The 13,354-nt window shown below is 70.1% G+C and carries 12 protein-coding genes and 1 pseudogene; 9 read left to right on the top strand and 4 right to left on the bottom strand.

From position 1 onward, the window contains the following. Positions 1-48 precede the first annotated feature (48 nt). Positions 49-822 carry an MHYT domain-containing protein gene (locus OG448_RS27405; RefSeq protein WP_405557701.1) on the bottom strand — a complete coding sequence of 258 codons (774 nt, stop codon included), beginning with the start codon at positions 820-822 and terminating at the stop codon, positions 49-51. 173 nt (positions 823-995) lie between these two features. Here OG448_RS27405 and OG448_RS27400 point away from each other — a divergent pair, with 173 nt between their 5' ends. Continuing rightward, entirely contained in the window at positions 996-1,595 is a 600-nt protein-coding gene (locus tag OG448_RS27400) for a class I SAM-dependent methyltransferase (protein ID WP_405557699.1), read from the top strand. A 26-nt stretch (positions 1,596-1,621) separates the two neighbouring features. On the opposite strand, the gene OG448_RS27395 is transcribed toward OG448_RS27400, so the two are convergent. After that, the gene (locus OG448_RS27395; protein ID WP_405557697.1) at positions 1,622-2,521 is read right to left on the bottom strand and encodes an oxygenase MpaB family protein; all 900 of its coding nucleotides are present in this window, start codon (positions 2,519-2,521) and stop codon (positions 1,622-1,624) included. 95 nt (positions 2,522-2,616) lie between these two features. Between OG448_RS27395 and OG448_RS27390 the strand changes: the two genes are divergently transcribed. Together OG448_RS27390 and OG448_RS27385 are read left to right on the top strand one after the other, a co-directional pair. Continuing rightward, positions 2,617-2,913 carry a hypothetical protein gene (locus OG448_RS27390; RefSeq protein WP_405557695.1) on the top strand — a complete coding sequence of 99 codons (297 nt, stop codon included), beginning with the start codon at positions 2,617-2,619 and terminating at the stop codon, positions 2,911-2,913. A gap of 140 nt (positions 2,914-3,053) precedes the next feature. Next, a complete protein-coding gene (locus OG448_RS27385; RefSeq protein WP_405557693.1) occupies positions 3,054-3,923 on the top strand; it encodes a hypothetical protein in 870 nt (289 codons plus the stop codon). A 27-nt stretch (positions 3,924-3,950) separates the two neighbouring features. Here the strand turns inward: OG448_RS27385 and OG448_RS27380 are convergent, their stop codons facing one another. Next, on the bottom strand, positions 3,951-4,133 hold the full coding sequence (locus OG448_RS27380; RefSeq protein WP_164189926.1) for a hypothetical protein: 183 nt from the start codon (positions 4,131-4,133) through the stop codon (positions 3,951-3,953). 261 nt (positions 4,134-4,394) lie between these two features. Beyond that, positions 4,395-5,561, bottom strand: a complete 1,167-nt coding sequence (gene xylA, locus OG448_RS27375; protein WP_405557691.1) for a xylose isomerase — start codon at positions 5,559-5,561, stop codon at positions 4,395-4,397. Between the two features lie 159 nt (positions 5,562-5,720). Between xylA and xylB the strand changes: the two genes are divergently transcribed. From xylB to OG448_RS27345, 6 genes and pseudogenes are all read left to right on the top strand, one after another. Next, on the top strand, positions 5,721-7,166 hold the full coding sequence (gene xylB / locus OG448_RS27370; RefSeq protein ID WP_405557689.1) for a xylulokinase: 1,446 nt from the start codon (positions 5,721-5,723) through the stop codon (positions 7,164-7,166). A gap of 102 nt (positions 7,167-7,268) precedes the next feature. After that, entirely contained in the window at positions 7,269-8,477 is a 1,209-nt protein-coding gene (locus OG448_RS27365) for an ROK family protein (protein WP_405557687.1), read from the top strand. A gap of 480 nt (positions 8,478-8,957) precedes the next feature. Beyond that, positions 8,958-9,554: an N-acetylmuramoyl-L-alanine amidase gene (locus OG448_RS27360; protein ID WP_405558992.1), complete on the top strand. Its 597-nt coding sequence runs from the start codon at positions 8,958-8,960 to the stop codon at positions 9,552-9,554. A gap of 76 nt (positions 9,555-9,630) precedes the next feature. After that, positions 9,631-10,965 (top strand): GAF domain-containing protein, encoded by a 1,335-nt coding sequence (locus tag OG448_RS27355; RefSeq protein WP_405557686.1) that lies wholly within the window; start codon positions 9,631-9,633, stop codon positions 10,963-10,965. Between the two features lie 57 nt (positions 10,966-11,022). Beyond that, complete coding sequence (locus OG448_RS27350) at positions 11,023-12,546, top strand: aldehyde dehydrogenase family protein (RefSeq protein WP_405557684.1); 1,524 nt, start codon at positions 11,023-11,025, stop codon at positions 12,544-12,546. Between the two features lie 462 nt (positions 12,547-13,008). Then, positions 13,009-13,206: pseudogene (locus OG448_RS27345) on the top strand (ABC transporter ATP-binding protein); the annotation flags it as partial. Positions 13,207-13,354: the final 148 nt, after the last annotated feature.

The raw sequence follows: 13,354 nt of genomic DNA, 5'->3' as shown, positions 1-13,354 counted from the left end.
GGCCTCCTCGCTCAGGCAGGGGGTCGGGGCTCTCGGGCCGGGCTTCCGCTAGCGGGCGGCGCTCTCGACGGGCCGTTGGGCCGTGGCGGACGCTTGGCGCTCGTCAGCCGAGGGCGAGAGGGCGACGAAGGCCGAGGTGATGAAGAGGTAGGAGCCGAGGCCCACGGCGAGCGGGAAGATGAACTGCATGGCTGTGGCTCCCGGCAGGGTCGCGCCGGAGGGGTCGACATGGACGCTCACCGCGAACATGCCGCTGTAGTGCATGCTGCTGACGGCCGCCCCCATGACGAGGGAGGCGAGGGTGACCGCGAGCGGGGACTTGATGTTCAGGCCCGCCCAGAGCGCGGCCGTCGCGGCGACCACCGCGATCAGGATCGACAACCCGACGAGGACAGGGTCGTAGGTCACGTCCCCATGCAGCCGGACGGCGGCCATGCCCAGGTAGTGCATGCTGGCGACACCGAGGCCGGTGGTGAGGCCGCCGATCAGAAGGGCGCGGTTGCGGTCCTTGCCGTAGCCGACGGCGAAGACGCCCGCGCACACGACGACCATGGCGACGACGAGGCTGAGGATCGTCAGCGGCACGTCGTAGCGGATGTCGGTGCCACTGACGCGAAAGCCGAGCATCGCCACGAAGTGCATGGTCCAGATGCCGGTCCCGATCGCCGAAGCGGCCGTGATCAGCCAGTTGCGGCGGGCCCGGCCGCTCGTCGCCAGCGCGCGCACCGTGCAGCGCAGGCCGAGTGCGGCACCGATGCAGGCCATCGCATACGAGAGCGCCGGGGTGAGCAAGCCGAAGGCCGCGTGGTCAAGGTGTCCCATGGCTCACGGACGCTAGCCGGGGCAGGGGCGTACACAGGGGGCGCGTTTCGAAAGCTGTCACAACATGACACAGCGGGTGTCCGAACATGACGTGGAGTTGCGGTGAAAGGACCGCATCGCGGCCTATCCCTGTGCGTGCGGCGTCAACGGGAGCGGTGAGAGATCATCGGAACATGAGTGACGACCACACACACGTCCAGGAGTTCTTCACCGCGCGGGCGGCGGCCTGGGACAGCAAGTTTCCCGACGACGGGCCCGCCTATGAGGCAGCGGTGTCCGAGATGGGGCTGGGTGTGGGCGAGCGTGTGCTCGACGCGGGGTGCGGCACGGGCCGCGCACTCCCGTCGTTGCGCGCCGCCGTGGGGTCGTCCGGGACGGTGATCGGGGCGGATCTCACGCCGGCCATGCTCGAGGCCGCCTCGCAGGCCGGGCGGGACCAGGAGGGTGCCCTGCTGCTCGCCGACGTCACGGCCCTTCCCTTGCGGACGGAATCCCTGGACGCCGTCTTCGCGGCGGGCCTGATCGCCCACCTCCCTGAGCCGAGCGAGAACCTGGGTGAACTGGCTCGCGTGGTGCGGCCCGGTGGCACCCTGGCGTTGTTCCACCCCATCGGCCGGGCCGCGTTGGCCGCTCGCCAGGGCAGGCAGCTCACACCCGACGACCTGCGCGCCGAGGCCAACCTCGGTCCCCTCCTCGCTCGTTCCAGGTGGCGCATGACGTCGTACGTCGACGAGCCCGGCTACTTCCTCGCGCTGGCGCTCCGCGAGCCCTGAAATCGGACGGGCGGCGACCACTCGCCTCAGTCCACCGCGTCGCTCAACTTCACCTGCCGCACCGGGCAGCCGCTCATTCCCGGCGCCGGGTGGGTGCCAAGATCGGCGGTGCGGTAGCCGTTCGGATAGCTCTTGATCTCCCAGTTCTGCCGGGCGAAGTGGGGCGCGCGGCGCGGAGGCAGCAGTCTGACCAGCCGTCCACGGGCCTTTACCGCACGGCGCACCACGGAGGTGGCGGTCGCGCCAGGCGCCTCGTAGCGAAAGGCGCGCAGCAAGGGCTCGTCGAGGAGGGCGAGCGTCGCCGTGCGCAACAGCGGTGCGAGCGGACGCGGATACCAGGACGCCATGAGGTCGAGCGTCGCGTCGGACACCTGCCGGGACCGTTGATCCCAGGCGAAATGCTGCATCTCGTAGGAGTCGAGGAGAGCCTCGAACTCCTCGAACGTCTCCGGGATGTCGGGGATGCCCATGTGGCGCCCGAGGGTGCGGTAGTACTCGGTAGTGGCGACGATCTCGTGCCGGGACAGCCGCCGCCAGCCGAAGGTGTCGATCCAGCGTCTGGGCATGACGACGAAGGTCGAGAGCACGTAGCGCATGTCGTCGTCGCTGATGTCGTAGCTGCGGTGCATCTGGTTGATGCGCCGGATCGCGGTGCGGCCCTCCTGGGCGGTGAAGCCGTGCTCCATGACGGCGTCGAGCAGCAGGGCGGTGTCGTCATACCGCCGTTGTGAGCGCTCGGTCAGCTCCGCGGTATCAGCGAGCAGCCGGCCGATGCTGGGGACGGCGTAGGTGCGGTAGAGAGCCAGTTCCAGCGCTCGTGTGTAGTCCCAGGGGAATTCGAACGCGGCGCTGAGCCGGTAGATCTCCGGGGCGTCGGCGACCGGGTCCATCCGCCGGATCTGGTCGAGCCGCTCGAAGCGTTTCACCGTGAGATCCCCTTCTGTCGCGGAAATTCAAACTCTACTTTGAGTAACGGGACATGGGTGATGAGCGAGCCCCGGACCGGGGAAAGGTGGTTCGCATGTTCGACGTGATCCGCAAGTACGCCGCAAGGCTGGGTACTTCCTTGCGCGGGGAGGCTCCCATCGAGCAGAAGCAGCGCGGACACAACCTCTTCGAGGCCGCGGCTGCCTATGTGGCTGCCCGCGCGCGGGACGACCAGGACGGAGTCGAAGAGGCATCGTCATGGGTGTCGCCGGAGGCACTCTCCTTCGGTGTGGGCGAGTTGGCGAGCCGAGCCGTGGTCGCCCTCGCTCGCGAGCGTTCCACGACCCCTCGGGCGGTGGCCCGGGATCTGCTGGGCCTGCCGGCGGACTGAGGAGACTCTTGACGGCCAGCGGGTGTTTCGCCCCCGTCCGGCAGGAAAACCGCAGCTCCGCCCGGTGCGCGGAGTCGTGACAAGCCTCTCCCCGGCGCACTAGGGTGCGCGCCGACGGACGAACCACTGGGGAGGCTGAGATGGCCGGGTCGGACGATGCACCCGTGGCTGCCGCAGACGACGCGCTGTACGTGTTGACGGCGGTGCTGCTGACACCGGCGCAGTTCCCGAGCGTGCTCGGTGACGACTATCCCGCGGCCTGCGCGGCGCTGGGTCTCACACCACTGGACGAGGGGTACGGCCTGGTTCTCGGGCAGGACGGAGACGGAGCCCGGTGGACGGCCGTCATCGACGACGTCTCCTTGGTCGCCGTGGCGATCGCTTCCTGGGACTGTGGCATGGAGTACGAGTTGTCGCCCGACGGGCGCACGCTCGTGGCGGCCCTGCCCGGCTGGCCCCTGGCGCTGGCCGTCGCCGCGCCCGATGTACCGGCCCCGCACGACCCGGACACCGAGGCCACGGACCCACCTCCTCTCACCCCGCCCGACACCAGCACCTGGGGACCGGCTCAGCGGCGGCTCGGCGCCGACGAGATAGCGCTCCAGTGGGCCGATTGGCGCGGCCGGCTCGATGACGCCGACGTCCTGCCGAACACACAGGCGTCCGGGACCGAGGCACCCGCCCCGGAGGCCGAAGCAGCACCGGAGACGGAGGCCGAGCCGCAAGCCACAGCCAAGCCCGGCCATCCCGGCGTCCGGCAGGTGCTCGCGGAGGCACGCGCCTACATCGATGCCCCACCGCCCCTCGGACGCGTCCGCTCGTCGTTCGCCCCCGGGGACGCGCGGACCCTGCGAGCCGACGGTCCCGGCTGGTCGATCGTGGCCCGCACCGACGACATCGCCTTCATCCTGCTCGACACGGAACCCGGCGAGGTCATCCCCGTGGGACGGGGCCCGGAACTCCCCGGTCTGCTGGAAGGGCTGGACAAGATCGCCGTACGTCCACTGTGACGCCGTGCGAAGCACCACCCAAAGGCGTCAGCGGCCTATCTCCTTGCGCGCCACCCGGCGCAGCCTGCGCCGCTGGGAGGGGTCCAGCGTCAGGTACGCGGCGGCGGGCACACCCACCACGATCAGCAGCGCCACCCACCAGGGCAGCCAAATCAGAAGGATCAGCCCGACCGCCACGCCACCTACGGCGATCTTCGCGTTTCTCGACATGAACTCCGCCTCCTACGTCACGACCCACTGCCGCTCTCTGCATGGGAAACGGTCCCCAGGGCCCCACGGTTCCGGCCTCCGCCCCTGAGACATCCCTGAGGCCCGACCCTGAGGGACCCCTGAGACCCGGTTCGAAGGACAAGCGATCTCGGTTCCCTGGGGGTGAGTACCCACCTCCGACGCAGCTTGCTCAACCCTCACTCAGCGTGGCACGCAGGACGCGCGTGACCAGCCACAACAGACTGGTCACGCGCGATCCCGTCAGCCACGGGCGCCGAGCAGGTGGTCCATCGCCAACTGGTCGAGCCGCTCGAAGGCCATACCCCGCGCTGCGGCGGAGTCGACGTCGAAGCCCTCGAAGGCGGAACTGTCGGCCAGCAGGGCGTCGAGGCCGTCCGCAGCCGTGGGCTGGGCCAGCTCGTCGAGCCGCGAGGCGCGAAGCGCTTCCTGCACCTCCGGATCGGCGCGGAAGGCGGCGGCGCGATCCTTCAGGATGAGGTAGTTGCGCATGCACCCGGCGGCCGAAGCCCAGACACCGTCCAGGTCCTCGGTGCGCGGCGGCTTGAAGTCGAAGTGCCGGGGCCCCTCGTAGCCGGCGCTCTCCAGCAGGTCGACGAGCCAGAAGGCAGCCCTGAGGTCACCGGCTCCGAAGCGCAGGTCCTGGTCGTACTTGATGCCCGACTGCCCGTTGAGGTCGATGTGGAAGAGCTTGTCCGCCCACAGCGCCTGGGCGATGCCGTGCGGGAAGTTGAGCCCGGCCATCTGCTCGTGCCCGACCTCGGGGTTGACGCCGTACAGCTCGGGCCGCTCCAGGCGCTCGATGAAGGCGAGAGCGTGGCCGACGGTCGGAAGCAGGATGTCGCCGCGCGGCTCGTTCGGCTTGGGCTCGATGGCGAAGCGGATGTCGTAGCCCTGGGCGGTGACGTACTCACCGAGGAGGTCGAACGCCTCCTTCATGCGGTCCAGGGCCGCCCGGACGTCCTTGGCGCCACCGGACTCGGCGCCCTCGCGGCCGCCCCATGCGACATAGGTCTTGGCGCCCAGTTCGGCGGCGAGGTCGATGTTGCGGATCGTCTTGCGTAGCGCGTAGCGGCGCACGTCGCGGTCGTTGGCGGTGAACGCGCCGTCCTTGAAGACGGGGTGGGTGAAGAGGTTGGTGGTCGCCATCGGCACGGCCATGCCGGTCGCGTCCAGGGCCTGGCGGAAGCGCTTGATGTGGGACTCGCGCTCGGTCTCGGAGGCGCCGAAGGGGATCAGGTCGTCGTCATGGAAGGTCACGCCGTGTGCGCCGAGCTCGGCCAGGCGCTGCACCGACTCGACGGGGTCGAGGGCGCGACGGGTGGCGTCACCGAACGGGTCCCTCCCCTGCCAGCCGACGGTCCACAGACCGAAGGTGAACTTGTCCTCGGGGGTGGGCTGGTAGTTCATGCCGCGGCTCCTTGGTGCGTACGACTATTTCGTCATGGCCGTTTACAAATTAGTATGCGAAGGCGCCTCTGGGAAGAGACCAGATGTCCTCGACGCCGGGGCGCCATCGATGAACGGCGTCGCTGCCGGTCGATGACGCCGCGGAAGAGGGAGAGCCCGATGTCAGCAGCCGAGGGTCCGCTCGTCGTCGGTGTGGACACGTCCACCCAGTCCACGAAGGCACTGGTCGTCGACGCGTCCACCGGGCAGGTGGTGGCGAGCGGCCAGGCCGCGCACACGGTGACCTCGGGCGCGGGACGGGAGAGCGATCCGCGTCAGTGGTGGGACGCGCTGTGCGAGGCGCTGCGCCAGTGCGGCGAGGCGGCGCACGAGGCGGCGGCGGTGTCGATCGGCGGCCAGCAGCACGGCTTGGTCACGCTCGACGCGCGCGGCGAACCGGTGCGTCCCGCGCTGCTCTGGAACGACGTCCGCTCGGCGCCGCAGGCCCGCCGCCTCGTGGATGAGTTGGGCGGCCCGGATGCCTGGGCGGAGCGCACGGGCAGCGTGCCGGGCGCGTCGTTCACGGTGACCAAGTGGGCATGGCTGGCGGAGCACGAGCCGGACGCTGTCCGCGCCACCCGGGCCGTGCGTCTCCCCCACGACTACCTGACCGAACGCCTCACCGGCCTCGGCACGACCGACCGCGGCGATGTCTCCGGCACCGGCTGGTGGGCGTCCGCGACGGAGTCCTACGACGAGGCGACCCTGGCGCACGTAGGACTCGACCCCGCGCTACTACCGCGCGTGGTGCGCCCCGGAGAGGTGGCCGGCACCGTGCGCGACGGCCATGACCTGCCGTTCTCCAAGGGCACGCTGGTGGCGCCGGGCACGGGGGACAACGCTGCCGCCGCGCTGGGCCTGGGCCTGCGGCCTGGCACTCCGGTGCTCAGCCTCGGTACCTCGGGCACGGTGTACGCGGTCTCCAAGCGCCGCCCAACGGACCCGACCGGCACGGTGGCGGGTTTCGCCGACGCGCACGGCGACTGGCTGCCGCTGGCCTGCACCTTGAACTGCACCCTCGCCGTGGACCGGGTCGCGTCCCTGCTGGGGCTGGACCGGGAGGCCGTGGAGCCCGGCACCTCGGTCACCCTGCTGCCGTATCTCGACGGCGAGCGCACCCCCAACCTGCCCCACGCCTCGGGTCTGCTGCACGGTCTTCGCCATGACACGACCGCCGGTCAGGTGCTCCAGGCCGCCTACGACGGAGCGGTGCACTCGCTGCTCGGCGCACTCGACCTGGTTCTCGACGAGGACGCCGACCGCACCGCTCCCTTGCTGCTGATCGGCGGCGGCGCGCGCGGCACGGCTTGGCAGGAGACGGTGCGCCGGCTGTCCGGGCGGCCGGTACAGATCCCCGAGGCGAAGGAACTGGTCGCCCTTGGCGCGGCCGCGCAGGCCGCGGGGCTGCTGACCGGTGAGGACCCGGCGGCCGTCGCCCGCCGCTGGAACACGACGGAGGGGCGGGTCCTGGACGCCGTGGAACGGGACGAGGAAGCCCTGAACCGGATCGCCGGGGTACTCTCCGACGCGTCCCCGCTGCTGGAGCGGGGTCCGGACTCCCTCTGACTCCCGCCCCGCTGGGTTGCCGGGATTGCGGGCGAGGTCCGGCAGCGAGCGACCGAATCACGAGCCACGCAGAGACTACGGACACCGGGGATCGACGGAGGCATGACCGCACCGCCGCACGACAGCCGACCGACGGGGACCGGACGCGCCCTGCCGGACACCCAGCAGGGTATGCGTCGCCGCAACCTGGCGCGGGTCATGCACACCGTCAGTTCGGACGGGCCGCTGTCGCGCGCCACGGTCGCCTCGCGCATCGGTCTCACACGGGCAGCCGTGTCGTCCCTCGTGGACGAGTTGATCCGCTGGGACCTGTTGGAGGAGCTGGGCCCCGAACGACCGAGCCGGGTGGGACGGCCCGGCTCCGCGCTCGCGGTGAGCGGGCGTGGCCCTGCGGGGATTGGGGCGGAGATCGGTGTGGATCATCTGGCGGTGTGCGCGGTCGACCTGCGGGGCACGGTTCGTGCGCGGGCCGTGCGGCGCGGCGCGAATCGAGGGCGCTCCCCCGAAGCAGTGGCCGAGGAGCTGGCCCCGCTTGTTCAGCAGGTCACGGCCGAGGTGGAGAAGGACGGCCTGTGGGTTGCCGGGCTCGCGGTTGCCGTTCCCGGCCTGATCGCCCGCGACGGCCGTACGGTCGTGCGCGCCCCCAACCTCGGCTGGCATGACACCGACCTCGGCGGCGTGCTGACCCGCAGAGTGCCCCTGACCGTGGACAACGAGGCCAACTTCGGCGCGCTGGCGGAGCTGTGGCTCGGTGCCGGCACACCGGGCGACTTCCTGCACGTGTCTGCGGAGATCGGCATCGGTGCGGCGATCGTCGTGAACGGTCAGTTGCTCCGTGGTACCCGTGGCTTCGCCGGAGAGCTGGGCCATGTTCCGGTCCGGCCGGACGGGCCTCCCTGCCCATGCGGAGGACGCGGCTGCCTGGAGCAGTACGCCGGAGAGGAGGCCGTACTGCGGGCGGCCGGGATCGAACCCCGCGAGGACGTGGTGGGGGTGCTCGCCGCTCAAGCCGAGGCGGGCAACGAGGACGTACGCTCGGCGCTGTGCGACGCGGGTACGGCGCTCGGCATCGCCCTGACCGGGGCGGTCAATCTCCTGGACCCGGATACGGTCGTCCTGGGTGGCGCGCTGGCGGCCCTCTCGCCATGGCTTCTCCCCTCTCTGCAGCGTGAGCTGCGCAGCCGCACAGCCGGTCCGGCATGTCCCGTGGCGGTCTCCGAGCTGGGGTCGGACGGTCCGCTGCTCGGTGCCGCGCATTCGGTGGTGCGGGCCGTGCTGGATGATCCGGCGATGGTGGCGGAACGGCCCTGACACCTCGGCGGATGCCCGCGACGAAAGCCCGCCACGCCCGCTGACGCCCGAAGCCCCTCGAACGGGTGACCGACTTATCCACAATCCACCAGTCGTCCACGGACTGGGTGCTCGCCCTTCTGCCCAACTCCCCCGCGCCGTACCGTGATTCAGGCGAGCCGTAACCGCTGAACCTCAACGGCGGAGGCGCATGCCGCCCACGTGCTGAGCACCACCTGACACATGCATCGGGGGATTCATGTACGCGAAATCGACCGGCGCACGACGCCACCACCGACACCCTCACGACCATTCCCGGTTCTCGCTGACCGGAGCTGACACTGTGTCGGTCATACGTGCAGGGCTCCGCTGAGCCGGACGTGCACCCCGCCGTACAGACGCATCCAGACTCACCACAGTCCCGAGCACCGACACACGCAAATGCCTTGCCACAAAAGGCAGATGACACCTCGCACTGCTGAAGGGCAGCCGACGATGGAGATGAACCAGCTCCGTACCCACCTCACCCGACGCGGCATCCTCAAGGGCGCGGCGCTCGCCGCTGTCCCCTATGCACTCCTCCCTGGCCCCCAGGCGGCCGCGCAGGCGGCGGTGGACTATCCGCCCGGCGAATGGCAGCCCGCGAGCAGCGGCAACTACACGGTGTCCAGCCGGCCGGCGGCCTACGAGATCGACCGGGTGATCATCCATGTCACCCAGGAGACCTACACCAACACTCTGACCATCTTCCGGAACACCGACAAGAAGGTGTCCGCGCACTATCTCGTGCGCTCGGCTGACGGCCACGTCGCCCAGTGCGTCCGGGAGGCGGACATCGCCTGGCACGCCGGAGACTGGGGCTACAACACCCGGAGCATCGGCATCGAACACGAGGGCTGGGTGGACCAGCCGGCCTACTTCACGAACGCGCTCTACGAGCAGTCCGCGAGACTGACGGCCGCGGTGTGCAACAAGTACGGCATCCCGAAGGACAGGGAGCACATCATCGGCCACTACCAGGTACCCGGCACCGATCACACCGACCCGGGAGCGAACTGGGACTGGGTCCGCTACATCAGACTTGTCAATTTCTCCTGACCTCATGTCGGCCCGGTTGTCCGCGGCGGAGCCGCGCGTGACGATGGCCCAGTTGATTCCCTTGCAGGGAGGACCGTTGACCGATCAGTGGGTGGCTCTGGAGCCGGGAGCCGACCCAGACGAAAGAGTTCGGGCACTGCGCCGAGCGCATGAGACCTTCACGACCGCCGGTACGGTCCCGCGTCCGGTCCGGCCGGTGGTGGCCGAGTCCTGGCGACGCAGCGCACGGGCCGGCGTCGGGCCGGACGGCACCGCGAGCGTGGAACTGACCGACGACGACCTGGGCGCATACTGCGCCGAACATCCCCTGGCCCAGGTGATGCCGCTGGTCCGGGAGCTGGTGGGCACGTTCGCCGCCGATGGCTCGCATCTGCTCGCGGTGTGCGACGCGCACGGCAGGCTGATGTGGGTCGAGGGCCATCCGACGACGCTGCGGCGGGCGGACCGGATGAACTTCGTGCCCGGGGCACGCTGGTCGGAGGCGGCTGTCGGGACCAACGCGCCGGGCACGGCGGTGGCGGTCGACCGTCCGGTGCAGGTCTTCGCGGCAGAACACTTCATAAGGCGGGTGCAGCCGTGGACCTGCGCGGCCGCGCCGATCCACGATCCGCACACCGGCCGGGTCCTGGGAGCCGTCGACATCACCGGCGGGGACGGTCTGGCGCATCCGCACAGCCTGGGCTTCGTGCAGGCGGTGGCACGCGCGGCCGAGTCACAGCTCAGCCTGCTCACCTCGCCGAAGCAGGCGGAGGACACGGCCACGCTGAGCGTGCTGGGCCGGGACGAGGCGGAACTTCGTCCGGGTGGCGGCCGCCGGATCAGGCTGAGCCGTCGGCACAGCGAGGTTCTGGTGCTCCTGGCCCGCCATCCCGAGGGCATGACCGGGGACGAGCTGCTGTGCGCGCTGTACGCGGACGAGTCGGTGACACCGGTGACCTTGCGCGCCGAGCTGGCCAGACTGCGCCCGCTGCTGCCGCCCGGGCTGCTGGCGTCGCGGCCCTACCGGCTCTCCGTGCCGGTCGAGTGTGACGCGGCTCTGGTGGAACGGCAGTTGGAGACGGGTGCGCTCACGGCCGCCATACGGGCATATCGCGGCCCCCTCCTACCGAGCTCCCAGGCCCCGGCCGTGGTGGGACTGCGGCGCCGACTCGCCGCGGCTCTGCGGACGGCGCTGATCACCCGCGGCGACCCGGATCTGCTGGCGGACTGGGCTCACGCGCCGTGGGGCGAGCACGACCTGCTGGTCTGGCGAGCCCTGGCGGCTGTGCGGCCGACCGCTCCGGTGCGGGCGCGGATCGCGGCGCTGGAGGCCGAGCTGGCCGTACCGGGAGTACCGAGCCGACGCCCTCATGTCCGCCAGACACCCTGGGTGACCAACGGTGCAACGTACTCGCAACGTCCGCCTGTCTAGCCTGCACGACGGGAGCTGCCCGATGGCGGGCAGCGCTGCATCGGGAGGCACACCAGCATGACCCGTTACGCGACGCCCGGCTCCGAGGGCTCGATCGTCTCCTACCAGCCGCGCTACGACCACTTCATCGGCGGGGAGTACGTACCGCCGGCGCGCGGGCAGTACTTCGAGAACCCGTCGCCGGTCAACGGGCAGCCGTTCACCGAGATCGCGCGCGGTACCGCGGAGGACGTCGAGCGGGCACTCGACGCGGCGCACGCGGCCGCGCCAGGCTGGGGCCGTACGTCGGTCACGGAGCGCTCGGACACCCTGCTGAAGATCGCCGCCCGCATGGAGGCGAACCTCGAATCGCTGGCGGTGGCCGAGAGCTGGGAGAACGGCAAGCCGGTCCGCGAGACGCTGGCCGCGGACATCCCGCTGGCCATCGACCACTTCCGCTACTTCGCAGGGGCGATCCGCGCGCAGGAAGGGTCGCTGGGCGAGATCGACGACGACACCGTGGCGTACCACTTCCACGAGCCGCTCGGGGTCGTCGCGCAGATCATCCCGTGGAACTTCCCGATCCTGATGGCGGCCTGGAAGCTGGCGCCCGCACTCGCGGCGGGCAACGCGGTCATCCTCAAGCCCGCCGAGCAGACCCCGGCGTCCATCCACTACTGGATGAGCCTGATCGCCGACCTGCTGCCGCCGGGCGTGGTCAACATCGTCAACGGTTTCGGTGCGGAGGCGGGCAAGCCGCTGGCCTCCAGTGCTCGGGTGGCGAAGGTGGCGTTCACCGGGGAGACCACGACCGGGCGGCTGATCATGCAGTACGCCTCCGAGAACATCAAGCCGGTGACGCTGGAGCTGGGCGGCAAGTCGCCCAACATCTTCTTCGACGACGTGTGGGCGCACGACGACGACTTCCGGGACAAGGCGCTCGAGGGCTTCACCATGTTCGCGCTCAACCAGGGCGAGGTGTGCACCTGTCCTTCCCGAGCGCTCGTCCAGAGCGGCCACTACACCGACTTCCTGGAGGCGGCAGTGGCCCGCACCCAGCAGATCAAGCCGGGGCACCCGCTCGACACCGACACGATGATCGGCGCGCAGGCGTCCAACGACCAGTTGGAGAAGATCCTCTCCTACCTGGACATCGGCCGTCAGGAGGGTGCGAAGGTTCTCACCGGCGGCGAACGCGTCGAGTACGACGGCGAGCTGAAGGGCGGGTACTACGTCCAGCCGACCATCTTCGAGGGCGACAACCGTATGCGGATCTTCCAGGAGGAGATCTTCGGCCCGGTCGTCTCGGTGACGTCCTTCGACGACTTCGACGACGCGATGAAGCTGGCCAACGACACGCTGTACGGCCTCGGCGCTGGCGTCTGGACCCGCGACATCAACACCGCCTACCGCGCCGGCCGCACGATCCAGGCAGGCCGCGTCTGGACCAACTGCTACCACGCCTACCCGGCCCACGCGGCCTTCGGTGGCTACAAGCAGTCCGGCATCGGCCGGGAGAACCACAAGATGATGCTGGAGCACTACCAGCAGACGAAGAACGTTTTGGTTTCATACAGTCCAAAGAAACTTGGGTTCTTCTAGAGCCTGAAGTCGGTTGCCTGGAGACGCCGTTGCGCTCCAGGCAATCCGACACCGGAGTCACTCTCGGTAAACAACAGGCTGCCTCAGGTCAATGGTCGACCTGCACGAGGACTGTCCCCGGACCAGTCGCGGACCAGACTCCCGTCCGGGGTGAGGCAGGCGACAACCCTCTGACACCTGTGGTGGCACGACATAGCGGGACCGCTCGCCCGACTGCTTTCATCACATGGTCCCCATGACCATCGCGCTGGCGGCCATGTGCCTGGCGTGGTGTGTCAACTCACCCCAGAGTGGTGCACGGTCATAGCGTGCCCACTCCTCGTCGTGCCCAGCCACCATGACTGCCCCCGCCCCGACCACGCCGCTCACCCGGCCGAGAGGCGCGTCGCCCAGCACGCGGTGAACTGCCTGCCGGCACGCCAGATCGCCGACGCCGAGACGTTGTCGCACCACACGGCCCACGCGTCCGAACAGATGCAGGACTCGGTTGGCGCCATTGCCGCCGACCTGGGACGCGCCCTCGGTACCCTGCCGATGGTCCGGGTGCACCGCGCCGAGGACCGCGAGGCGGCCTGCATCGGCGCACGTGTCGAGGCGGCCTACGGCGCGGGGGTACGCACCGCGAAGCTTGCTTTTGTCATGAGCCTCGCCGTCGAACTGCCATGGGTGACCGGCGACGAAGCCTACGGGCAGGACCCTCGGCTTCGTGCCGCCCTGGAAGCGCGCGGCGTCGGCTACGTGATGGCGGTCGCCTGCTCCACACGGGTGCGGATCAACTCAGGCCTCCCCCATCCGCGCGAACACCGTC

It is taken from the genome of Streptomyces sp. NBC_01171, assembly GCF_045039805.1.
In the GTDB taxonomy this organism is placed as follows: Bacteria; Actinomycetota; Actinomycetes; order Streptomycetales; family Streptomycetaceae; genus Streptomyces.
The sequence above is the reverse complement of the archived record's forward strand: the minus strand, read 5'-3'. Positions and strand labels throughout refer to the sequence as shown.